The organism is Gallibacterium melopsittaci (assembly GCF_042433085.1).
Taxonomy (GTDB): domain Bacteria; phylum Pseudomonadota; class Gammaproteobacteria; order Enterobacterales; family Pasteurellaceae; genus Gallibacterium; species Gallibacterium melopsittaci.
The window spans coordinates 12,420-36,490 of sequence record NZ_JBHLWA010000038.1; the positions used below are offsets into that span (position 1 = coordinate 12,420).

Here is a 24,071-nt window from a genome sequence, read left to right on the forward strand (position 1 = left end):
TGAGGAACAAGATGTTAAAACCTAAAGAAAATCAAGCCCTAATGCAAAAATTGGGCGAACAATTAGAAACCGTTGATGGACGTAGCCTATGGCAAGATGCTAGACGCCGTTTTTTCCGTAATAAAGCAGCCGTAGCTAGTCTTATTATTCTCTTTTTTATTGTGTTATTTGTAATATTTGCACCAATGCTAATGCCATTTAGTTACGATGACACTGATTGGGCAATGATGACCAATCCACCTGATTTTGAATCAATGCATTACTTTGGTACAGATTCGTCAGGACGCGATTTATTAGTTCGCTTAGCGATTGGTGGTCGTATTTCATTATTAGTCGGCATTGCAGGGGCATTAATTGCAGTACTTGTTGGTACTTTATATGGTGCGACAGCAGGCTATATTGGTGGCAAAACTGATGCGATATTAATGCGTATTTTAGAAATTCTCTATTCTTTCCCATTTATGTTCTTTGTCATTTTATTAGTGACGTTCTTTGGACAGAATATCTTATTGATCTTTGTTGCCATTGGTATGGTGTCTTGGTTAGATATGGCGAGAATTGTGCGTGGGCAAACCTTAAGTCTAAAACGCAAAGAATTTATTGAAGCAGCAATTGTTTGTGGGGTTTCTTCACGTCAAATTGTGTGGCGGCATATTGTACCGAACGTATTAGGTGTTGTGGTGGTGTATGCATCATTATTAGTACCAGGAATGATTTTGTTTGAATCTTTCTTAAGTTTCTTAGGCTTAGGTACACAAGAACCATTAAGTAGTTGGGGAGCATTGTTAAATGACGGTTCTAAATCAATGGAAGCGGCACCTTGGTTATTAATTTTCCCAGCGATTTTTTTAGTCATAACACTATTCTGTTTTAACTTTATTGGTGATGGTTTGCGTGATGCACTTGATCCAAAAGATCGGTAAGGTGAGAAAAAATGAAAAACGAAAAACAACCTCTCCTTGATGTTCAGGACTTACGAGTTACTTTTAAAACACCTGATGGTGAAGTGACCGCAGTAAATAATTTAACTTTTACATTAAATGCTGGTGAAACACTCGGTATTGTGGGGGAATCAGGTTCTGGTAAATCACAAACGGCTTTTGCGTTAATGGGGTTATTAGCCGATAACGGCAAAACTTCAGGATCAGCACGTTTTAATGGTGAAGAGATTCTAGGGTTACCTGAAGCACAATTAAATCGCTTGCGAGCAGAACAAATTGCGATGATTTTCCAAGATCCTATGACCTCATTAAATCCGTATATGAAGATTGGTGAACAGTTAATGGAAGTACTGATCTTACATAAAGGTTATGATCGGAAACAGGCATTTGAAGAATCAGTAAAAATGCTAGATGCCGTGAAGATGCCTGAAGCTCGCAAACGGATGAATATGTATCCACATGAGTTTTCTGGTGGAATGCGGCAACGTGTCATGATTGCGATGGCATTATTATGTCGTCCTAAATTATTAATTGCTGATGAACCTACAACGGCGTTAGATGTGACGGTACAGGCACAAATTATGGCGTTATTAAATGACCTTAAACAGGAATTTAATACCGCTATTATTATGATTACTCACGATTTAGGGGTAGTTGCAGGAAGTTGTGATCAGGTATTAGTGATGTATGCTGGGCGTACGATGGAGTATGGTTCTGCGAAAGAGATTTTTTATAAGCCAACACATCCTTATTCAATAGGATTAATTAATGCTGTTCCTCGTTTAGATACAGAAGAGGAACAATTAATTACGATTCCAGGTAATCCACCAAACTTATTACATCTGCCGACAGGTTGTCCATTCCAGCCTCGTTGTAAGTTTGCTACTGAACAGTGTTTGGAAACACCTGCGTTAACTCGTTTTGATAATCATCGTTTACGTGCGTGCTTTATTAGTGCTGAAGAAATGATACTAAGAGGGAAAGTAGAATGAAAAAATTATTATTAGAAGTGGATGATCTTAGTGTGCATTTTGCAGTACAAGGTAATGAAGGTCTATTCTTTAAAAAGAAGCAAACTTTAAAAGCCGTTAATCATGTGTCATTTAAATTATATGAAGGTGAAACGCTTGGTGTCGTAGGTGAGTCAGGTTGTGGTAAATCAACTTTAGCTCGAGCGATAATTGGTTTAGTAAAATCTGCCGAGGGAAATATCTTATGGTTAGGGAAAAATTTAAGTAGTCAATCAGATAAAGAATGGCACAGTACCCGTAAAGATATTCAGATGATTTTCCAAGATCCGTTGGCTTCTTTAAACCCTCGAATGACGATTGGTAATATTATTGCCGAACCGTTGAAAATTTATTTCCCTGAATTATCGGCAGAGGAAGTAAAAGAGCGTGTGCAAGCAATGATGTTAAAAGTAGGATTGTTACCTAACTTAATTAATCGTTATCCACATGAGTTTTCAGGTGGACAATGTCAGCGTATTGGAATTGCTAGAGCATTAATTGTTGAGCCGAAATTAATTATTTGCGATGAACCTGTATCCGCACTTGATGTATCTATTCAAGCACAGGTCGTAAATTTATTAAAATCATTGCAGAAAGAGATGGGCGTATCATTGATTTTTATTGCCCATGATTTAGCAGTAGTAAAACATATTTCTGATCGTGTATTAGTCATGTATTTGGGTAATGCAGTGGAATTAGGAACTTACGATAAGGTGTATCATGAAACAAAACATCCATACACCAAAGCCTTGATGTCGGCAGTGCCTATTCCCGATCCTGACTTAGAAAAAGGTAAGAAGATTCAGTTATTGGAAGGTGATTTACCTTCACCAATTAATCCGCCATCAGGTTGTGTTTTTCGTACGAGATGCTTATTAGCTGATACAGAATGTACGTTAACTAAACCAAAATTGGTTGGTGATGGTCAACATTTAGTGGCTTGTTTCAAGGTATAAATGTGAGCTAAATCACAAAATAGATCGCCCATTGATAATTCAATGGGCGATTGCTTTTTTAAGACAGAAAAGCACTGGATTTTTCAAATAAGAATGGTATATTTGCGCACAGATGTTAGCTGAAAATAAATAAGGAAACGCATTAACAATGCTATACCATTCTGAATCATTAGTTCATTTCGTTGATACAATTTACCAACAAAGTGAACGACTAGCCTCACAAACCGCACTACGTTATTTTGATGAACACCATAAATTACATGATATTTCTTGGAGAGCTTTTCGCCAACAAAGCGAACAAATCTCTTTAGCATTGTTAGCACTTGGTGTACAGGTCCAAGATAAAGTCGGTATTTTTGCACAAAATATGCCTGAATGGACGATTGCGGATTTTGCGGTGTTACAGATTCGTGGTGTAACCGTTCCAATTTTTGCAACGAATAATGCTTACCAAACAGAATATATTGTGAATCACTCTGATATGAAGGTGTTATTTGTTGGGAATCAGAAAGAGTATGATGTGGCATTATCGATTGTGCCTAAGTGCCCTCATCTAGAAAAAATTGTCGCGATGCAGCCATTAGATTTGCGTGGAGCAGATATAGGGGTAGATTGGCAAACTTTTGTCTCTTCTGCTGGAAATGAGTGGCAAACCGAGTTACAACAACGTTTAGCGACAAAATCAATGGAAGATCTGTTTACGCTAATTTATACCTCTGGAACAACAGGTGAGCCAAAAGGGGTAATGCTAGATTATCATAATCTAGCTCATCAATTAGTTACTCATAAACAAACATTAATGCAAATTGATGAGAAAGATGTTTCTTTATCATTTTTACCGTTATCACATATTTTTGAACGTGCTTGGGTAGCGTATGTGTTATCACAAGGTGCGGTAAATGTTTATTTATCAGATCCACAACAAATCAAACAAGCGTTAGTCGCTGTCAAACCAACCTTAATGTGTGCGGTGCCACGTTTTTATGAAAAAATTTATGCTGCGGTATATGATAAAGTAAAACAAGCACCTTGGTTGCGTCGTCAAATTTTTAATAGTGCACTACGTATTGGTAAGTTGGCATTACATTATAAACAGCAACAACAGTCATTACCTATTTGGTTACAACCGCTACATAATGTCGCAGAGCGTTTGGTATTTAATAAATTACGTAATTTGCTTGGTGGACGTATTCGTATGATGCCATGTGGAGGTGCTAAATTAGAACCACAAATAGGACGTTTTTTCCATATGATTGGGGTCAATATCAAATTAGGTTATGGCATGACGGAAACCACCGCAACCGTGTCTTGTTGGCCTGATTTTGGATTTGATTCAAATTCGATTGGTCAAGTGATGACAGGTACTACCGTGAAAATTGGCGAAGAAAATGAAATTCTGGTCAAAGGTGGTGGGGTGATGCGAGGTTATTATAAAAATCCAGAAGAAACGGCGAAAAGTTTTACCGCAGATGGGTTCTTAAAAACAGGTGATGCGGGTTATCTTGATGCACAAGGTAATCTATTTATGACCGATCGAATTAAAGAGTTAATGAAAACTTCGACTGGAAAATATATTGCACCACAGCTAGTTGAAGGAAAGTTCTTACAAGATAAGTTGATTGAACAAATTGCGGTCATTGCTGACGCAAGAAAATATGTTTCAGCATTAGTTGTGCCTTGTTTTGATACATTGGAAGAGTATGCGAAAAAACTAAATATTCAATATCAAAATCGTTTGGATTTGATTAAACATACCGCTATTCTTGAGATGTTTGAAAAACGGATTAATGACTTACAAAAAGAGTTACAAGGGTTTGAGAAAATTAAGAAGTTTACTTTATTGCCTCAGGCCTTCTCTACGGAGTTAGGCGAAATTACGCCAACACTAAAACTTCGTCGTAAGGTGATTTTAGAACGTTATCGCCATTTAATCGAAAAAATGTATCAATAAAAAAGTAATCTTTGTAAAAAACAGCTTCATTGCTATTTTTAGTGATGAAGCTGTTTTTTTATATGGAGAAATAGTTTTTCTTTTACTACTTCTTTATCAATAATTTGTATCATTAAACAAAATCATTACGACAAGTTAAAGCATTAATGGCGATTGAACAAGCATATTTCTGAATAAAAGGGATCTAATTTTTGGCAAAAATATTAGATTTCATCTAATCTGACTGAGAAAAACACAAAAAGTAGCATTTTTTTCTTCTAATTAGCCCTCAATCTAGATAAACTCTGCGCTTTTGAAAATATTTGCAGTAGGAAAAAAATAATGTTAGCAAGAAAAGACATTTTAGTTTTAGGCATGATGATTTTTTCACTGTTTCTTGGAGCGGGAAATATTATCTTTCCACCAATGGAAGGATATCATGCGGGAACAAGTTGGTTATGGGCGGCGTTTGGTTTCATTTTGACAGGCGTTTTTATGCCATTTATTACTTTAATTGTGGTAACTGTGCGTGGGCGAGGTGAGGCACTTTCAACAGATTTACCACGTTGGGTCGGAGTGACTTTCTGGTCGATACTCTATTTGATTATTGGATCAACCTTTGCAATGCCACGTGTAACAAATGTAGCTTATGAAATGGCATGGTTACCTTTAAATATCTATAACGGTGAATATTCACATATCATATTTGCCGTTATTTTTAATTTAATTGGTATGGGATTTATGCTTGGCCGTAGCACAATGATCTCAACTATCGGTAAGTTTATGGCGCCAATTTTATTGGTATTATTGATTATTGTTGGCATTGGTGTGGTATATAACCCATTATCAGAGATTGTTGCACCATCAAGTAATTATGCTGAAGGTTCAGCATTAGTTACAGGAATGATTGGCGGATATCAAACTATGGATGTACTTTCTGCGATGGCGTTTGGAGGTATTGTAGCTCGGGCATTTGCAGTTAATAAAGTGACAGAAAGTAAAACAATTATTCGTTATACCTTAGCTGCAGGGACAACCTCTGTCATATTATTAAGTGGTTTATATCTATGTTTATTCTATTTAGGTGCTACTGGCGATATGGTCGCAGCGACATCAACAAATGGTGGACAAATTTTTTCTCGCTATATTAATGCATTATTTTCTACGCCAGGGGTGTGGATTATGAGTGGTATTGTGATGTTAGCTAATTTGACAACATTAGTTGGGGTAACAAGTGCGTGTGCAGATTATTTCTCACAATTCCATCATCGTTTAAATTATGCTTTCTTTGTCATTGTCTTTACGATTGCCACGATTATTATCTCAGAAACTGGATTGGATACCTTATTACGAGTAACAATTCCTGCATTATTATTAATTTATCCAGTTGCGATTATGTTGGTTGTATTGCAGTTATTGCGTAAAAAATTACCTAATATTGGTTTAAGCTATAATGCTACTATTGCTTTAACAACGTTATTTAGTTTATGTGATAGTTTGAAAAATATGGATTTATTACCGACAGCGGTTGAGCAAATTTTGCAACGTTTTCCATTCTATCAAGAAGGATTAACATGGTTATTACCAGCATTAGCAATGTTACTATTAACAATTGTTTTAGCTAAATTTAATCGAAGTAAAGCGATAGCATAGTTAATAAATATATTTTATATATGGCAATAATCGATAATAAGGTTATTGCCATTTTTTATTTAGATAGAGTTGTAATTGATAAAATGATGTTCGTAGTATAAGTAGGGACAATAGGGACAATAGGGACAATAGGGACAATAGGGACAATAGGGACAATAGGGACAATAGGGACAATAGGGACAATAGGGACAATAGGGACAATAGGGACAATAGGGACAATAGAGACAATATGGACAATAGGGACAATAAGAAATGAGAAAATATACGGTAAATAGTACAGTTATATAAATAAAAAAATTCCAATTAGCAAACTAACTGGAATCATTTAAAGGAAATTTAACTATAACAGTAGATTAATCTAAAACACGTCTAGATTGAGTATAAGTTCTCGCCCAATAATCTTCATTTAAAGAACTAATAGTAACACCTTGACTGGTACTAGAATGAATAAAGAGATCATCACCTAAATAGATACCAACATGATGATTTCTTCTGAAAAATACCAAATCACCTTGTTTTAATTGACTCTTTTGAACTTGACGACCTAAAGATTTTTGTTCTGATGTGCTACGAGGTAGGCTAATATGAAATTTTTCAGCAAATGCGGTTTGTACGAATGCAGAACAGTCAATACCGTTTTTTCCTGTACCACCAAATTTATAACGAACACCAACCCATTCTTGATAGAAATTACTTAATTTTTTATTAATGATCTTACGTTCAGTAGCATTTGTTTTTAAGATAAGCTCACCAATTGGATCATCACTATCTGATTGTGTAACAGCTGTTTGCGTGTGAGATAAGTTACTACACGCAGTGAGAAATAAGAAACATACTGGTACAAGAATTCGATAAAACATGACTCAAAAATAAATTAGGTAAATATACAAATCACACAAGTGCCGACATCCTACCGAAAAAGCTAAATTATGGCTAGCAATTTTTGATAAAAATCGGCAACAAAAGATAATTTTTGTGAGTTCGTTCAAAGTTTGAGCGAAAAATTTAACGTTTTTCTAACGAACGTAACCAAGAAATTTCATCTTTCCAAATATTGGGATTAATAGTTTCGAGAATTAATGGGATATTGTCAAAACGTTGATCTTGCATAATAAAGGCAAATACCTCTGTACCAATAGTACCAGCTTGTAAGCAGTCATGACGATCAACACGGCTACCAAGCGTGGTTTTTGACCCATTTAAATGCATACCACGTAAATATTCAAACCCAACAGTTTTCGCAAACTGTTCAAAAGTATGTTCACAGGCAGATAATGTGGCAAGATCATAACCAGCAGAAAAGGTATGGCAAGTATCTAAACAGACGCCAACTCTCGATTTATCTTTAACGTGAGCGATAATTTCGGCAAGATGTTCAAAGCGCCAACCTAAATTGGAACCTTGTCCTGCGGTATTCTCAATTACGGCAATCACATTTGGAACTTGTTCATGTGCAATATTGATTGACTCTGCGATACGTTTTAAACAATCTATTTCTGGAATTTGTTGTAAATGACTGCCAGGATGAAAATTAAGCAATTTTAGACCGAGTTGATCACAACGTTGCATTTCATCAATAAATGCATTGCGTGATTTTTCTAATCCTTCCGTTGTTGGATGCCCTAGGTTAATTAAATAACTATCATGTGGCAAAATCTGTTCTGGTGAAAAGTTGTATTGTTTGCAAAAAGCTTTAAATTTTTGAATTGTTTCAGCTTTTAAAGCGGGTGCTTTCCATTGGCGTTGATTTTTTGTAAATAGAGCAAAAGCATTGGCATTAATTTCTACGGCACGTAAAACAGCGTTTTCTATTCCACCAGAAGCACTAACATGAGCACCGATAAATTTCATTTTTCCTCCACAAAACAGCTTATTGAAAAATGTGAATTATAGTAAACTTAGCGCCTTTCTTCATACTTTATTGATTATTATTGAGATAGTAAAAATATATGAGTGAACAACTGATTGAAATTAATAACTTTTCTTTAATTTGTCGATTATTTGGAAATATTTTTTATCGTCAACCTCAGGATTCTGTATTAACACCAGCGTTACAGTGGATAAAACAAGATGGTGTGCGTTCTGTTTGGGCATTAGTCCTAGATCAGCAAAGTGAAGTGGCAATGAAGAATTTAGCGACAAATTGGACTATAGAACAATTAGCAGATGATTATCAACATTTACAAGCATCAGTGGATTTTCATTTATCTGGTTATGGGATTGGACTAGAAGATTTTATTCAATTTCGCCAAGAACGTGCGATGCCTGCTATAGAAAATGCAGATCATGTCGCATTATTATTGTTGACTGCGTCTTGGATTGAAGATCAAACAGGCTCAACTGTAGCTCAGAAGATGTTATTTCAAGATTTTCTTTTGCCTTGTATGGGACGTTTTTTAGGGCAAATTGAAGCACATGCAAAGACAGCATTTTATCGTAGCGTAGCACAACTTTGTCGAGATTTATTAGCCGGTATGGCAGATGAGTTAGAAGAGGAAATAGAAAAATAAAAGTAGATGGCGGAGGAAAAGAGATTCGAACTCTTGGAGGACGTAAATCCTCGCCGGTTTTCAAGACCGGTGCCTTCAACCACTCGACCATTCCTCCGCAGAACAGGTTGTTTTCAGCGGTGAGAAATATAGTATAGTTTGATTCTTCAGTAAATAGAAAAATTGAAATTTTGAAGTAATAGCTTACTTTTTAAACCTTATGCTGTTTTTTTACACTTTTTAGCGTTTTTAATAGTGTTAAGGTTGACATCGCTAGGATAAATTATTACCGTTATTGAGTTATTTTGTTAATTAGGAGACTTAAATATATGCAACCAAAAATTGTGATTGATACGCGAGAAAGTTCCACTTCTATTCTGAGTACAAATCGTGTATTACGTAACACCTATTTCTTATTAGCTCTAACAATCGCATTTTCTGCATTTACTGCTTATCTATCAATGGCATTCAATCTTCCTTATCCAGGATTGATTGTGATGTTAGTTGGTTTTTATGGATTGCTCTTTTTAACTTATAAATTGGCTAATAGTGGATTAGGAATTCTGGCAACATTCGCCTTTACAGGTTTTTTAGGTTATACCTTAGGACCGATTTTAAATATATATGTTAGTCAAGGATTGGGAGATGTAGTTGTAACAGCACTAGCAGGAACAGCACTAGTTTTCTTTGCTTGTTCTGCTTATGTATTAACCACAAAAAAAGATATGTCATTTATTTCTGGTATGATGTTTTCTTTATTTATTGTGTTAGTGGTTGGAATGATTGCAAGTATCTTCTTAAATATTCCAGCATTACATTTAGCACTTAGTGCGTTATTTATTATCTTCTCAAGTGGTGCAATTTTATTAGAAACAAGCAATATTATTCATGGTGGTGAAACCAATTATATTCGTGCGACAGTCAGCATTTATGTTTCACTTTATAACATTTTTGTCAGCTTGCTTAATATCCTTTCTGCAAGTCGTGATTAATATGTTTTTATAATGTAAAAACCGCATCTATTATGGTGCGGTTTTTTTATCGATTAATTATAACGATAGATAATTTAAATCCATTGTACGGTAAAGAATTTTGTACAATATCTGTATTCAAGATTTGAGGTGTTTATGCAGTATATCGAATTTAATGGAAGACAAATTGAAGTAGATGCACAAGGTTATTTATTAAATAGTGCAGAATGGACTCCAGAATTAGCAAAAGTGATTGCTGAAAAAGAACAATTAACTTTAACGGATGCACATTGGGAAGTGATTTATTTTGTGCGAGATTTTTATCAAGAATATAAAACATCACCAGCAATTAGAATGTTAGTTAAGGCAATGGCACAAAAATTGGGTGAAGAAAAAGGAAATAGCCGCTATTTGCAACGCTTATTTCCAGATGGACCTGCTAAACAAGCAACGAAATTGGCAGGATTGCCAAAACCAGCAAAATGTTTATAAGATTAATTTGAGAATTATTCTCATTTATTTAAGAGGAAAATTAGGCTAAACTTTAGGTAATTCGCTTAGTTGTTGAGAAAGAGTATGTTATTAAAAAAATATCTGATAATACTGTGTCTATTCTGTGTTTCTACATTAAGTTTAGCCAAACCTTTTAAAATCATCACAACTTTTACAATTATTCAGGATATTGCACAAAATGTAGCAGGCGATAGTGCGATTGTTGAATCTATTACAAAACCTGGTGCAGAAATTCATAATTACCAACCTACACCAAAAGATATTGTTAAAGCACAAGATGCCGATCTCATTTTGTGGAATGGCTTACATTTGGAACAGTGGTTTGAACGTTTTTTTAAAACATTACCAGCAACAGTGCCGAATGTTGTCGTGAGTCAAGGTATTGAGCCAATTTCTATTTATGAAGGACCTTATAAAGGCAATCCAAATCCGCATGCTTGGATGTCACCAAAAAATGTGATGATTTATGTGGAAAATATTCGTCAGGCATTAGTGAAATATGATCCAAATAATGCGGAATCTTATAATCGTAACGCAGCACGTTATCAAGCTAAATTAGTCGCATTGGATTCTCAGATTCGATCACAATTTGCAAAGATTCTTGTGGCTAAACGTTGGTTAGTCAGTAGTGAAGGTGCATTTAGTTATCTGGCAAAAGAGTATCAATTCAAAGAACTATATCTTTGGCCGATTAATGCAGAGCAGCAAGGTACACCGCAACAAATTCGATATGTTATTGAAGAAGTAAAGCAGCATCAGATTCCTGTAATATTTAGCGAAAGTACGATTTCAGATAAACCAGCGAAACAAGTGGCTAAAGAAACGGGTGCTAAATATGGTGGAGTACTATATGTTGATTCCTTATCGACTCAAGCAGGACCAGTGCCAACTTATTTAACATTATTATCGACAACGGTCGATACCATTGCGAGAGGGTTTGAACAATAATGGATAGAACAGCTTCTTTATTGGTCGATGATATCAGTGTACGTTATAACAACGGGCATACTGCAATTCATAATATGTCATTTCAGCTGTCAGGTGGAACAATCTGTGGTTTGATTGGCGTTAATGGTAGTGGTAAATCAACTTTATTTAAAAGTATTATGGGATTAATTACCCCGCAGCAAGGAGAAATTAAACTTTGTGGTATCTCTGTGAAACAGGCATTAAAACAACATTTAGTCGCTTATGTACCGCAAAGTGAAGAGGTTGATTGGCAATTTCCGATTTCGGTTTATGACGTTGTGATGCAGGGACGATATGCCCATATGAATTTTCTACGGATGGCAAAATTAGCAGATAAAGAGGCAGTTGCACAAGCGATGGCACGAGTAGATATTTCACATTTGCAAGATCGACAAATAGGGGAATTATCTGGTGGCCAAAAGAAACGAGTATTTTTAGCTCGAGCATTAGCACAACAAAGCAAAATTATCTTACTGGATGAACCTTTTACGGGGGTTGATGTACAAACTGAAATTGCGATTATCGAGTTACTGCAGAAATTACGTGAAGAAAGCTGTTTAATTTTAGTTTCAACTCATAATTTGGGAAGTGTGCCTGATTTTTGTGATCAGGTCGTGATGATTAATCGTACTGTGATTGCGAGTGGTTCAACCCATTCTACTTTTACTCAAGAGAATTTGGAAAAAGTCTTTAGTGGGGTGTTGCGTCATATCAAATTACATAGTGAAACATTGCATGAAGATGGTGATGAGCGAGCAGTAACCGTTTTAACTGATGATGAAAAAGCGGCCGTATTTTACGGTAAAACAAAAAATGAACCGCCTGCAACTTTAGTTGAACATCATAAGGATCATTAAAATGTGGGAGTTACTGATAGCACCATTCCAATATGAATATATGTGCAAAGCGATTTGGGTAAGTGCTGCAATAGGTGGAGTTTGTGCATTTTTGTCTGCCTATTTAATGCTAAAAGGTTGGTCTTTAATTGGTGATGCACTTTCGCATTCTGTTGTACCAGGTGTTGCGATTGCCTATGCTTTAGCATTACCTTATGCTGTGGGTGCATTTTTTTCAGGATTATTAGCCGCAGTTGCGATTTTGTGGATTAAAACGATCACTCCACTTAAAGAAGATGCCATTATTGGCTTTATTTTCACCACTTTTTTAGCCTTAGGTTTATTTATCATTTCATTAAATCCAACAGCAATTAATGTCGAAAGTATCATTTTAGGAAATATTTTAGGCATCGCCGATAGCGATATTTGGCAAGTCATTATTATTTTAAGTATCAGTTTTATTCTTTTGTTATTGTTTTGGAAAGATCTATTATTAGTCTTTTTTGATGAAATTCAGGCTAAGGCTAGTGGTTTAAATCCGACGGTTTTAAAAGTTTTATTTTTCACATTACTGAGCGCTTGTATTGTGGCAGCTTTACAGACAGTGGGGGCCATTTTAGTTATTGCAATGGTTGTTACACCTGGTGCAACAGCGTATTTATTAACAGATCGTTTTGCTAAATTGTTAAAAATTGCGATTGCATTTGGCGTGATAACAAGTGGTGTTGGTGCTTATATCAGTTTCTATTTAAATGGAGCGACAGGTGGCATTATTGTTAGCTTGCAAACTTGTCTATTCTTATTGGTATTTGCATTTTCGCCAAAATATGGCTTTTTTACCCAACGTTATTATGCAGTTAAGAAGAAGTGAGTAAGCTGATGGAAACCTTGTTTAATTGGTTCATTGAACCACTTTCTTATTCGTTTATGCAAATTTCATTATTTACTGCATTAATGATCGCAACTATTTGTGCTGTATTATCTTGCTATTTAGTATTGAAAGGTTGGGCATTAATGGGGGATGCGATCTCACATGCTGTATTGCCAGGAATTGTATTAGCTTTTATTTTTAATTTGCCATTAGTTGTTGGGGCATTTATTGCTGGTTTATGTTGTGCAAGTAGTGTTGGTTTTCTTAAAAATCATGCACGATTAAAAGAAGATACAATTATGGGAATTGTATTTTCAGGTATGTTTGCGTTTGGATTAGTATTATTTAGCCAAGTAGAAACTTCACAGCATTTAACGCATATTTTGTTTGGCGATATTTTAGGTATTGATAAAACGCAAATGTGGCAAATGTTTGCTTTTGGTGGCGGAATGTTGGTGATAATTTATAGTAAATGGCGAGATCTTTTACTTTATTGTTTTGATCCGATTCAGGCAAAAGTAGTTGGTTTGAATACAACATTATTACACTATGGTTTGTTAGCGTTACTTTCTTTAGCTATCGTATTAGCAATGCAAATTGTTGGCGTAATTTTGGTGGTTGCAATGCTAATTTCTCCCGGAATTACCGCTTATTTACTGACTAAACGCTTTGCTGCAATGTTATGGATTGCGATTGGCAGTGCATTATTAGCAACTATCGGCGGGATCGTATTAAGTTATCATCTTGATAGTGCAACGGGTGCGACAATCGTATTAACACAAGCCTCGCTTTTTATTTTATCTGTAGTTATTAGTAAATTCAGATCTCATAAATTACAACATTAGCGGAAATTAGTGAGCAATACTGAAACTATCATATTGTTTATCGCTATCAACAGTAATCGTTTCTACATATTGTACTGTCGCTGTTTTGGGGCCCTGTTGTAACCATTGCTTAAATTGCATTAATTGTTGTTCGGAACCCTGAGCAACAACTAATACCGAGCCATCAGTTTGATTTTTTACCCAACCACAAATACCTAATCGAAGAGCTTCTCGCCAAGTAAAATAACGAAAACCAACACCTTGAACGAGTCCATAAATAATAAATTGTTGTGTTTGCATAATATTTCCTAAATTTTTATTTAAATCTTGCAGAAAATAGCATAGGATAATGGCGTTTTAAATCAGATAAACCTTTTAGGAGTGTACATGAAATTATCTCGTTTTGCATTGGCATGTTTGGCAGCAACACTTTCTGTAAGTAGCCTAGCAGCAACGGTAAAAGTAACCCCAAATATTTCTCTTCTTGCCATTGATGGTGAAAAAGCAAAATCTTCTTTAACTAAATCACAAAACAGCTTCAATATTAGCGATAATGGTACACACCAAGTTGTTGTGCGTGTATCAGAAGTTGTTAACAATGGTTCAGACAAAACGTTATTTGAATCAAATCCAATCATTGTAACTTTCCAAGGTAGTAGCCAAGATTTAGTTATTACTGCACCACGCTTAGATAATATGCGTAATGCGAATTTATTTGCTAAAAATCCAAAAATTACCGTGAAAACTACTGCTGATCAAGAAGTTAGTACTAAACAAGATATTTTACAGCAAAGTGGTATTTTCCCAGATACTCGTGTAGCAGAAGATTTAGCAGAATATAATGCTTCACAAGGTGTTGCAGCAGTACCAAATCTTGTTTCTGTAAGTATGCCAGCTGCTATTCCTACTGCAGCAGGTACAAAAGCAAGCAAAGCGAAAATTACAGTACAAGGTGAGAATGTAGCAGAGCAAATGTTGCAATATTGGTATCAACAAGCAGATAAAGAAACTCAAGCTCGTTTCTTAAAATGGGCACAAGGTAGCAAATAAAATAATCCTTTAAGGTTATAATTTGAGGTACAATAAGCGGGCAAATTTGTCCGCTTTTCTTTTTTATATATTGCAAAAGGAGACCGCAATGAAACAAACAACTCGTCCATTACAAACAAAAAAAACAATTGCTTTAGTCGCACATGATCACTGTAAAGAAGATCTTATTTTATGGTGTAAAACCCATCAACAACAATTATCAGAACATCATCTTGTGGCCACTGGTACAACAGGGCATTTAATTGCTAAAGAAACAGGATTAAAAATTAACAGTTTATTGAGTGGTCCAATGGGTGGAGATCAGCAGATTGGTGCATTAATTGCCGAAGGTAAAATTGATATTTTAATTTTCTTTTGGGATCCAATGAATGCTGCACCACATGATCCAGATGTTAAGGCTTTAATGCGAATTGCGACTGTTTGGAATATTCCAACCGCAATCACACGTTCTTCAGCTAACTTCTTAATTTCTTCACCATTATTTACCCAAACCACAGAAATTCAGATTCCAGATTATCAAGGCTATTTAAAGGAGCGTTTGCAATAAAATGTTGAACTTTATCTTAAATTTATGGAATTTCTTTTTTGGTGGTTTTGCGATCTCTTTAGGATGGTTAATTACCACCTTTTTTAGTGCAATTTTGATTGTGACTTTACCGTACACTCGTAGTTGTTGGGAAATATTTAAACTCTCTTTAGTACCATTTGGACATGATATTGTGCATGTTAGTCAGCTTGAACCGCAGCATTCAGTAATGAATGGACTGGGAACCGTGTTAAATATTGTTTGGTTTATTCTTTTTGGCTGGTGGTTGGCGATTGCACATATTATTGTCGGTGTGATGCAATGTTTAACAATTATCGGTATTCCAACAGGTATTATGCACTTTAAGTTAGTGCGGATTTCACTCTTCCCAGTAGGGCAAAGAGTAGTAGAAAAAGATTATGCAAATTATCTAAATCAGAGGAAGTTGTTTAAATAAAAATGATGTTCAAGCAGTTTTTAGAACGGATAAATACCACATGGTTAAATAGTAAAATTTTAGCGGTTATTCCTATTTTTTTATCCGTCAATATTGTTTCGATTATTGTGTGGTATTTCGATATTTCTTCTGTCAGTATGCCATTGATTTTAGGGACAATTGCTGGCGGGTTAGTGGACTTAGATAATCGTTTAAGCGGACGATTAAAGAATTTATTTTATACCTTAATTGCTTTTTCTATTTCCTCATTAGTAATTCAAATTACGTTTGTTGACCATTATTTGTTTATTTTAGTAATGGCCATATTAACCTTTTTGTTCACGATGTTAGGAGCAATTGGGCAGCGTTATAGCACAATAGCATTTGGTAGCTTGGTTGTTGCACTCTACACTATTCTTGCCTATAACCCTGAGCATGTGTGGTTCTTAAATCCAATTTTGATCTTGGTGGGGACATCATTATATAGTTTATTGACCCTGCTGGTGTATCTACTTTTCCCATTAAAACCAGCACAAGAAAATCTCGCCAATGCCTATTTGGCATTAGCAGATTATCTGCAAACTAAAGCAGAGTTTTTTAATCCAGATAATCGTGAAGCAGATTTAGATCAGCAACAAACTGCGTTAGTGATGGCAAATAGCCGTGTTATTCAAGCCTTTAACTTATGTCGAAGTGCATTGTTTTATCGTTCGACAGGGAATTATGTGCAAAATACAACGTTAAGAATGATTAACAGCTATTTTATTGCACAGGATATTCACGAACGGATTAATTCTAATTATTTTAATTATGCTGAATTGTTATCTGATTTGAAATATAGCGATTTAATTTTCAGAATTCGTTATTTACTTGAATTACAAGCAAAAACTTGTCGGGCTTTTGCAAAAACTTTGCAACGTAATCAAGCATTTCTTTATTATGGCAAGGTTAAACATGCAACAGTAGAGCTTGCACATTCTTTTGATTATTTTAAAGCAATAGAACCAGACAGTGAGCATATTAGTAATTTATCGGTGCTATTAGAAAGTTTGCAGAAAATTGAACAACAAATTTCCCATTTGGATGCAAATGTTAAAGAATCTGATCATAGTGTTGTTAATTGGCGAATTCATCAAGATCGAATTACTGGGTTAGCTAATATTTTTAAGGTAATTAAAAATCAGTGTACTTTTGAATCACAACTCTTTCGTCATGCAGTACGTTTAACAATTGTGGTAACAGTATGTTGTTTGATTGCCAATAATGTTCCAATTGAACGTGGATATTGGATTTTATTAACTGCCGTTTTTGTTTGCCAACCAAATTACACCACAACCCAAGCAAGACTAAAACAACGGATTATTGGTACAATTCTTGGCGTGTTAGTTGGATCATTGATGCCGTATTTTACCACTAGTTTGGAAAGTAAATTAGGAATTGTGGTTATTGCGAGTACGTTATTTTTCTTTTTCCGTACTAATAATTATAGTTTCTCAACCTTTTTCATTACGATTCAGGTATTAATGAGCTTCAATATTATTGGGGTAGATATTGCTTCAGCAACTTTACCTAGAGCTGTGGATACGATAATTGGTTGTTTTATTGCAGGATTAGCAGTTGCTTATTTATGGCCAGATTGGAAATATTTACGCTTAAAATATACATTGATTAATGCATTAAAGAGTAATGCACGGTATCTATTAACGATTATGGTACAACTACAATTTGGTAATCATAATGATCTGAAATATCGCATTATTCGCCGTCAAGCACATGATACAGCAACAGCATTAAATACCGCAGTATCTAATCTAAATTATCAAGGTTATAAGGATAAAACTCGGTTAAATAATGCGTTTGAGTTGTTAAAGCTAAATTATTCTTTGTTGAGTTATATTGCTGCATTAGCAACATTCCGTTCTCAGATGGATACTGCAAAATTGAGCACTCAAATGTTGATCCATCTTTATCCAATCTCACGACGGATCATTGCGATTTTAGATAATTTTGATCAATTAACAGTAGATGAGTTTGAGCAATCCATGCAAGAAGTAACGGAATTATTGCAACAATTACAACATAGCTCGTTATTGCCAACCACCGTTGCTTTTTTACCATTAATTAAACAGTTGGAAGCTATTGCTAAAATCTTACCAACATTGTTTATGGATTATCAAAAAGAGATTGGGTTTAGAGTAAGTTAAATAGACTCTAATATATGTAGAGAATTGATTTTAAGGTATAGATCAATAAATCTTAGTTTTAGTATTTTCTATTAAAGGAAAGTCTAATATTGATTTTTAACATTAAGTATCAATTCTCACTAATTTATGAATTGCTTGGTTTCGATAGACCACATCATGTCGGGCAGTAAATCCCATCTTTTCCCAAAATTGATTACCCACTTGGTTATCATGAAATACGAGAAGGGCAATTTTATGAATATCCAGTCGATGAAATGCCTCCAATACTGAATTGGTTAGAGTAGTAGCAATACCTTGTTGACGATATTCTGGATGAACAGCAGTATGGTAAATATAGCCTCTACGACCATCATGACCAGCAATGATAACACCAACAATTTTGTTATGTTGTTTTGCTACAAAACAAGTCTCTGGATTACGTTGTAAGAAGCGAGCGATTCCTTGTTTAGAATCATCTAAATCATTTAGCCCCATTCCTTTACAAGATAGCCATAATTGATAAACCGCATCGTAATCACCAATTTGCATAGTGGATATAGTGATGGTCATAAAAGACTCCTAGGATCGGATAGCTATCCGATCCAATAGATTGAATGAATTATGCTTTTTGTTCAGTCGTTGTTTCTACTAACGCTGCAGGAGTTTGCGTTAAATTAATATCTAATTGATTAAATGGAATATCAATACCTGCTTTGTCAAACTCGATTTTTACTTTTTCCATAATAGCAAAATGGACACTCCAATAATCTGACGTATTTACCCAAGGACGAACAAATAGTTGTACGCTACTTGCTGCTAATGCACCTACGGCAATTAATGGTTCAGGATGTTTTAAAATACGAGATTCTTCGTTTAAACAACGAGTAATAATGTCTTTAGCTTTAGCAATATCTGCTTCATAAGAAATATCAAAGATAAAATCAATACGACGTGTTTGATTAATTGAATAGTTAGTGATTTTTTGCGTAAAGATCTGATTATTCGGAACTAATACAGTTTTATTATCACCAGTACGTAACTCCAACATTAATAAACCAATTTGCGTTACTGTACCTGAACCACTTGCTACCTCAATAAAATCTCCTTTACGGAAAGGTTTGAAGATTAAAATCATCACACCAGCCGCAAAGTTTTGCAATGAATTTTGTAATGATAAACCAATCGCTAAACCAGCCGCACCAATTAATGCCACAAGTGAAGTTGTATTAATACCAAGTTGAGAAAGAGCTGCGATCACAACAATGAGTAATAATGCAAAATAAGAAATTGAACGAATAAATTCACTCAGCATTTCATCTTTTACAGTACGATTAATCATTGCGGCTAGTAATTTACTAATAAAGCGGGCAAGACGTTTCCCGATTAAGAAAATTAAGATCGCTAAGATGAGTTTTAATGAATAAGGTACAATCCAATCATTAAAAAAATTGAGTAATTGTTGTTGGCTAAATAAAGAGTGCCAATCTACATTTTGTAAATCAAGAGAATTGGTTACTGTATTTTCAGCTGCTTTTGTTGTTTCTGCCATAATCTCCTCCGAAAATAAAATGAAAGTGAATGATTATAATAATGTGAGGGAAAAGGTCAAATTTAGTTAGGAATTGATATTTGAATAGAATGATTGATGTTTAAATATTGGCGTAATTCATAGTACATGTTTAACTATAAAAATAATCAAAAGACAAATTAATATTGAATATATCTTATTGATTTAACTAAGAATAACGAAAAATATTGGTATATGAAAAATGTAGGATTTGGGATTTTATAAATGGTGCCCCCAACAGGACTTGAACCTGTGACCAATCGATTATGAGTCGACTGCTCTGACCGACTGAGCTATGGGGGCAGCGGAAAAAGACGGGACGATTATAGACAAAGATAGTAGGGAAGTCTAGTTTCCTGATGGTTCAAGATGTTATTTGCGTAAAATTCGGACATTAAATTGAAAAGGCCAACGTTTAAATGGAGAATTTAGGTGTTGACCTTTTTTTCAATTATTGATGAATAATATCTAAGAATTGTTGTTCTGAAAGGATATTAATGCCCAAACTTTCTGCTTTTTGTAGTTTAGAACCAGCATTATCACCAGCAATAACGAAGTCAGTTTTACTAGAAACACTTCCTGTCACTTTACAGCCGAGCTGTAACAAGATTGTTTTCGCTTCATCACGCGTCATTTGAGTTAGGGTACCAGTTAATACAACCGTTTTATCTTTTAATGGATTATCCTGAACCTCTTCCGCAGGGACGACATCCTCCCAAACAACACCTTGTTGTATAAGCTGCTCAACAACATTGCGGTTATGTTCTTCCTGCCAAAAAAGTAGAATTCGATTGGCAACTACTTCACCTATATCTTGTACTTCAAGGAGCTGTTCCAACGTGGCTTGTCGAATATTTTCTAGTGTATGAAAATGATTTGCTAGGTTACGAGCAGTCGCTTCGCCGACTTCACGAATACCTAGAGCAAAAAGGAAACGAGCCAATGTCGTTTGTTTAGCTTTTTCAATACTTGCCAACGCATTTTCTGCAGATTTTTCTCCCATTCGTTCCAGCCCCATTAAGGTTTCTTTGCTTAAACGAAAAATATCCGCAGGAGTATGCAAATATTCTCTATCGACTAATTGTTCAATCAATTTGTCGCCAACACCGTCAATGTCCATCGCTTTTCGTGAAACAAAATGCTTTAGCCCTTCTTTACGTTGTGCCTCACAGACTAAACCACCTGTACAACGTGCCACGGCTTCGCCATCAATTCTGACAATCGCCGAATCACAGACAGGGCAACGAGTTGGAAAAATAATTGGTTTGGCATTCGCGGGACGACGTTCATGGATAACACCAATAATTTGTGGAATCACGTCACCTGCACGGCGAATAATCACAGTATCACCAATTGCAATATCTAGGCGAGCAATCTCATCACCATTATGTAATGTGGCATTACTCACCGTTACGCCAGCAACATAAACAGGTTCTAATTTAGCAACTGGCGTAATTGCACCAGTTCGTCCTACTTGGAACTCTACATCATTTAAAATGGTTAGTTCTTCCTGAGCTGGAAATTTATAGGCAATCGCCCAACGAGGGGCTTTTGAAATAAAACCTAACTCTTCCTGTAAAGCAATATCGTTCACTTTTAGCACAGTACCATCAATATCATAGCCGAGCTTGCTGCGTTTTTCGGCAATTGAACGATAAAAATTTAGCACTTCTTCTGTACCATTACATAAGCGAATTTCTTTATTGACTGGAATGCCGATACTTTTTAACCATTGCAAACGATCATAGTGGGTGGTGGGTAATTCAACACCTTCGGCAATCCCAATTCCATAAGCATTTAACATTAATGGACGATGATAAGTCACTTGAGGATCGAGTTGACGGAGTGAACCTGCGGCAGCATTACGCGGATTCGCAAACGTCTTTTCACCATGTTCTAATGCATGATGGTTTAATTTTTCAAAGCCATCATGTGGCATAAAAACTTCCCCTCGTACTTCTAAACGAGCAGGTGGATTATCTGTGCGGAGTTGTAATGGAATGTTACGAATCGTACGAATATTGGCAGTAATATCTTCACCTGTAATGCCATCACCTCGCGTAGCTGCTTGCGTAAGTTTTCCATTAACATAAAGAATACTGACAGCTAAACCATCGAGTTTAGGCTCACAACAGAAAGTAAATGGGGAAGGCAATACAGTTAAACGATCTTCAATACGACGAATAAAAGCAAAAAACTCTTCATCAGAAAAGGCATTATCTAACGAGAGCATTGGAATTTCATGTTTGATTTGCTGAAAACCATTATCTGGTTTAGCACCTACACGTTGTGTTGGTGAGTCTGCAGTAATGAGTTCTGGATGTTGTGCCTCGAGATGCTTTAATTGATTCATCATTCGGTCATATTCTGCATCAGGAATAACTGGATTATCTAGAACGTGGTATTGATATTCGTGGTAACGTAATTGATTACGCAAATCTTCAAGTTGTTGTTGTAAATCATTCATAATTGATGAGATAAAATTGGTATCAAAAAAAGAAAACAGTTAATCGGAAATTAACCGATTAACTGAATTTTAGTCCTAGTCATTATTTTATACGTTTTGATCTTTGGTATTGTTCTTTTTAACAGGATCAGGATCTTGTTTATAAATTGGCACACAATTACGACAAGCACCTTGGTCAACACCTAATTCTTTACAAAAATCATCGTATTTTTTGAGTAATTTTTTAAATAAACCAGGTTGGTTTTGTTTCTCTTGTGTCATTGTATGCTCCTTATTTTAGTCACGGAAATTGTTAAATTGGAAAGGTTGTCCCAATTCAGCCGTTTTTACTAATTGAATAACACTTTGTAAGTCATCTCTTGATTTACCTGTTACACGAACTTTATCACCTTGAATTTGTGTTTGAACTTTTAATTTAGAGTCCTTAATTAATTTCGTGATTTTTTTAGCGAGTTCTGTTTCGATTCCTTGTTTAATTTTGATCTCTTTTGCATAAGTTTTTCCACTATGTTCATAGTTTGCAGGAATATCAAGTGAAGTTGGTTCAATATTCCGTTTTTGCATGGCATTGCGCAAAATATCAATTAATTGTTCAAGTTGGAAATCAGATTCAGTAGCGACTTTGATCGTTTCATTTTTTTCATTTAATTCAATGGTAGCAGTAACATTACGGAAATCCCAACGGTTACTTAAATCACGATTAGCATTGTCAACTGCATTTTTAATTTCGTGCATCGTAATTTCAGAAACAATATCAAATGAAGGCATAATTTTCCTCGTTATTTTTGTTGTTGAAAGTAGAAATCTTGTTGATTAGCACTGAGGATACATAATAGTGCGGTTAAGTCTGCAAAGTTTACCATAGTTTGTGCTTGTTGTTGCACTTTTGGTTTAGCGTGATATGCCACACCTAATCCAGCTGCTTGCATCATTAATAAATCATTCGCACCATCGCCAATGGCAATACATTGTGAAATTGCAATGTGATGTTGCTGTGCTAATTGTTGTAATACATTAGCTTTATATTGTGCATCAACAATTTCTCCCTCAACTTCCCCCGTTAAGAAGCCATCTTCAATTTGAAAGCGATTCGCATAAACAGCAATCAAACCAAATTTTTGCTGTAATACTTCGGCAAAATAAGTAAATCCTCCTGAGGCAATCGCCACTTTCCAACCTAATTTTTGTAACTCAGTTAGTGTTCTTTCTAAACCTGACATAATCGGCAGATGATTACGAACTTGATCTAAAATTGTCGCAGGCGCACCTTTTAAGGTTGCTACTCGACGTCTTAAACTTTGTTTAAAATCTAATTCACCACGCATTGCACTTTCTGTAATGGCAGCGACCATTTCTCCTGTCCCAGCAAGTTTTGCTACTTCATCAATACATTCAATTTCAATCGCCGTTGAGTCCATATCCATTACTAATAGTCCAGCTTGATCTAATAATGGCGTTGTAGTGAGTTGGAAAAAATCAAACTCACATTGATGCGCAAGAGAAAGATATTGTTGCGGTGTTGGGTGTTGCAATAAAATGCAGTGATATTCAAAAATATCCCATTCTGTTAGTAATATAACTTGTTCTGCTTGTTGACAGAATTGCATTAACTTTTGTGTTGTGAAATTTTTAGTATAGAGAAGAAAGCGGGGTAAATCAGGTTGATATTGCGTTGGTTTTGATAAAACAGGAAATAGCGTTTGCATAAAAAAGCCTTGTTGTTAATTTTTAGGGTTAACTGAAAAAGTTTGTTACAATCCGCATTTAAGCATAAATTGAACGGAATAGAAATAATAAAGGTAAGATCTTTGATCTGACCCCGAAAAGTTGGACGATTATTTTAAGGACTGAATTCTGTATTGAACAGGACTCAGTCCAT

At 35.3% G+C, this 24,071-nt stretch carries 25 protein-coding genes and 2 tRNA genes; 16 read left to right on the forward strand and 11 right to left on the reverse strand.

All coding sequences use genetic code 11. The features are described from left to right. Nucleotides 1–11 precede the first annotated feature (11 nt). The 5 genes from oppC (at nt 12) to brnQ (ending at nt 6,490) form a co-directional block, all read left to right on the forward strand. Nucleotides 12–923: an oligopeptide ABC transporter permease OppC gene (oppC, locus tag ACFFHT_RS08475; protein ID WP_382375281.1), complete on the forward strand. Its 912-nt coding sequence runs from the start codon at nt 12–14 to the stop codon at nt 921–923. Between the two features lie 11 nt (nt 924–934). Further along, nucleotides 935–1,933: an ABC transporter ATP-binding protein gene (locus ACFFHT_RS08480; protein ID WP_382375283.1), complete on the forward strand. Its 999-nt coding sequence runs from the start codon at nt 935–937 to the stop codon at nt 1,931–1,933. Beyond that, on the forward strand, nt 1,930–2,907 hold the full coding sequence (gene oppF / locus ACFFHT_RS08485) for a murein tripeptide/oligopeptide ABC transporter ATP binding protein OppF (protein ID WP_382375285.1): 978 nt from the start codon (nt 1,930–1,932) through the stop codon (nt 2,905–2,907). Before ACFFHT_RS08480 ends, oppF begins: the two co-directional genes overlap by 4 nt. Nucleotides 2,908–3,055: 148 nt before the next feature. Beyond that, on the forward strand, nt 3,056–4,858 hold the full coding sequence (locus tag ACFFHT_RS08490) for an AMP-dependent synthetase/ligase (protein ID WP_382375287.1): 1,803 nt from the start codon (nt 3,056–3,058) through the stop codon (nt 4,856–4,858). Between the two features lie 321 nt (nt 4,859–5,179). After that, nucleotides 5,180–6,490 (forward strand): branched-chain amino acid transport system II carrier protein, encoded by a 1,311-nt coding sequence (brnQ, locus tag ACFFHT_RS08495; RefSeq protein ID WP_382375289.1) that lies wholly within the window; start codon nt 5,180–5,182, stop codon nt 6,488–6,490. A gap of 353 nt (nt 6,491–6,843) precedes the next feature. Here brnQ and ACFFHT_RS08500 read toward each other — a convergent pair whose 3' ends face one another. After that, nucleotides 6,844–7,350: an NlpC/P60 family protein gene (locus ACFFHT_RS08500; RefSeq protein ID WP_382375291.1), complete on the reverse strand. Its 507-nt coding sequence runs from the start codon at nt 7,348–7,350 to the stop codon at nt 6,844–6,846. Nucleotides 7,351–7,495: 145 nt separating this feature from the next. After that, nucleotides 7,496–8,341 carry a deoxyribonuclease IV gene (nfo, locus tag ACFFHT_RS08505; RefSeq protein ID WP_382375293.1) on the reverse strand — a complete coding sequence of 282 codons (846 nt, stop codon included), beginning with the start codon at nt 8,339–8,341 and terminating at the stop codon, nt 7,496–7,498. Nucleotides 8,342–8,439: 98 nt separating this feature from the next. Here nfo and ACFFHT_RS08510 point away from each other — a divergent pair, with 98 nt between their 5' ends. Beyond that, complete coding sequence (locus ACFFHT_RS08510; protein WP_382375295.1) at nt 8,440–9,000, forward strand: TorD/DmsD family molecular chaperone; 561 nt, start codon at nt 8,440–8,442, stop codon at nt 8,998–9,000. 7 nt (nt 9,001–9,007) lie between these two features. Here ACFFHT_RS08510 and ACFFHT_RS08515 read toward each other — a convergent pair. Further along, a tRNA-Ser gene (locus ACFFHT_RS08515) sits at nt 9,008–9,097 on the reverse strand. Nucleotides 9,098–9,308: 211 nt separating this feature from the next. On the opposite strand from ACFFHT_RS08515, the gene ACFFHT_RS08520 reads away from it, so the two are divergent. From ACFFHT_RS08520 to ACFFHT_RS08545, 6 genes are all read left to right on the forward strand, one after another. Then, nucleotides 9,309–9,971: a Bax inhibitor-1 family protein gene (locus tag ACFFHT_RS08520; protein ID WP_382375297.1), complete on the forward strand. Its 663-nt coding sequence runs from the start codon at nt 9,309–9,311 to the stop codon at nt 9,969–9,971. 135 nt (nt 9,972–10,106) lie between these two features. After that, on the forward strand, nt 10,107–10,442 hold the full coding sequence (locus ACFFHT_RS08525; RefSeq protein ID WP_382375299.1) for a TusE/DsrC/DsvC family sulfur relay protein: 336 nt from the start codon (nt 10,107–10,109) through the stop codon (nt 10,440–10,442). Nucleotides 10,443–10,526: 84 nt separating this feature from the next. Next, nucleotides 10,527–11,411 (forward strand): metal ABC transporter substrate-binding protein, encoded by an 885-nt coding sequence (locus ACFFHT_RS08530; RefSeq protein WP_382375301.1) that lies wholly within the window; start codon nt 10,527–10,529, stop codon nt 11,409–11,411. Continuing rightward, complete coding sequence (locus ACFFHT_RS08535) at nt 11,411–12,289, forward strand: ATP-binding cassette domain-containing protein (protein ID WP_382375303.1); 879 nt, start codon at nt 11,411–11,413, stop codon at nt 12,287–12,289. The genes ACFFHT_RS08530 and ACFFHT_RS08535 overlap by 1 nt, the downstream gene beginning before the upstream one ends. Before the next feature lies 1 nt (nt 12,290). Continuing rightward, entirely contained in the window at nt 12,291–13,139 is an 849-nt protein-coding gene (locus ACFFHT_RS08540) for a metal ABC transporter permease (protein WP_382375305.1), read from the forward strand. A gap of 8 nt (nt 13,140–13,147) precedes the next feature. Further along, nucleotides 13,148–13,984: a metal ABC transporter permease gene (locus ACFFHT_RS08545; RefSeq protein WP_382375307.1), complete on the forward strand. Its 837-nt coding sequence runs from the start codon at nt 13,148–13,150 to the stop codon at nt 13,982–13,984. 6 nt (nt 13,985–13,990) lie between these two features. On the opposite strand, the gene ACFFHT_RS08550 is transcribed toward ACFFHT_RS08545, so the two are convergent. Next, entirely contained in the window at nt 13,991–14,263 is a 273-nt protein-coding gene (locus tag ACFFHT_RS08550; RefSeq protein ID WP_382375309.1) for an acylphosphatase, read from the reverse strand. A gap of 87 nt (nt 14,264–14,350) precedes the next feature. On the opposite strand from ACFFHT_RS08550, the gene ACFFHT_RS08555 reads away from it, so the two are divergent. From ACFFHT_RS08555 to yccS, 4 genes are all read left to right on the forward strand, one after another. Then, on the forward strand, nt 14,351–15,013 hold the full coding sequence (locus ACFFHT_RS08555) for a curli polymerization inhibitor CsgI-related protein (RefSeq protein WP_382375311.1): 663 nt from the start codon (nt 14,351–14,353) through the stop codon (nt 15,011–15,013). A gap of 88 nt (nt 15,014–15,101) precedes the next feature. After that, a complete protein-coding gene (locus ACFFHT_RS08560; RefSeq protein WP_382375313.1) occupies nt 15,102–15,560 on the forward strand; it encodes a methylglyoxal synthase in 459 nt (152 codons plus the stop codon). A gap of 1 nt (nt 15,561) precedes the next feature. Further along, nucleotides 15,562–15,996, forward strand: a complete 435-nt coding sequence (locus ACFFHT_RS08565) for a YccF domain-containing protein (RefSeq protein ID WP_382375315.1) — start codon at nt 15,562–15,564, stop codon at nt 15,994–15,996. Nucleotides 15,997–16,001: 5 nt separating this feature from the next. After that, complete coding sequence (gene yccS / locus ACFFHT_RS08570; protein ID WP_382375329.1) at nt 16,002–18,179, forward strand: YccS family putative transporter; 2,178 nt, start codon at nt 16,002–16,004, stop codon at nt 18,177–18,179. A gap of 102 nt (nt 18,180–18,281) precedes the next feature. Here the strand turns inward: yccS and ACFFHT_RS08575 are convergent, their stop codons facing one another. The 7 genes from ACFFHT_RS08575 to serB all read right to left on the reverse strand — a co-directional run bounded on the left by ACFFHT_RS08575 (nt 18,282) and on the right by serB (nt 23,898). Then, nucleotides 18,282–18,728 (reverse strand): GNAT family N-acetyltransferase, encoded by a 447-nt coding sequence (locus ACFFHT_RS08575; RefSeq protein WP_382375317.1) that lies wholly within the window; start codon nt 18,726–18,728, stop codon nt 18,282–18,284. A 49-nt stretch (nt 18,729–18,777) separates the two neighbouring features. Continuing rightward, the gene (locus tag ACFFHT_RS08580; RefSeq protein WP_382375319.1) at nt 18,778–19,707 is read right to left on the reverse strand and encodes a mechanosensitive ion channel family protein; all 930 of its coding nucleotides are present in this window, start codon (nt 19,705–19,707) and stop codon (nt 18,778–18,780) included. 244 nt (nt 19,708–19,951) lie between these two features. Beyond that, nucleotides 19,952–20,028, reverse strand: a tRNA-Ile gene (locus ACFFHT_RS08585). 148 nt (nt 20,029–20,176) lie between these two features. After that, nucleotides 20,177–22,192, reverse strand: a complete 2,016-nt coding sequence (gene ligA, locus ACFFHT_RS08590) for an NAD-dependent DNA ligase LigA (RefSeq protein WP_382375321.1) — start codon at nt 22,190–22,192, stop codon at nt 20,177–20,179. An 87-nt stretch (nt 22,193–22,279) separates the two neighbouring features. After that, nucleotides 22,280–22,453 carry a DUF5363 family protein gene (locus tag ACFFHT_RS08595; protein WP_382375323.1) on the reverse strand — a complete coding sequence of 58 codons (174 nt, stop codon included), beginning with the start codon at nt 22,451–22,453 and terminating at the stop codon, nt 22,280–22,282. A 15-nt stretch (nt 22,454–22,468) separates the two neighbouring features. Then, nucleotides 22,469–22,960 carry a YajQ family cyclic di-GMP-binding protein gene (locus ACFFHT_RS08600; RefSeq protein WP_382375325.1) on the reverse strand — a complete coding sequence of 164 codons (492 nt, stop codon included), beginning with the start codon at nt 22,958–22,960 and terminating at the stop codon, nt 22,469–22,471. A gap of 11 nt (nt 22,961–22,971) precedes the next feature. After that, entirely contained in the window at nt 22,972–23,898 is a 927-nt protein-coding gene (gene serB, locus ACFFHT_RS08605; protein ID WP_382375327.1) for a phosphoserine phosphatase, read from the reverse strand. Nucleotides 23,899–24,071 lie beyond the last annotated feature (173 nt).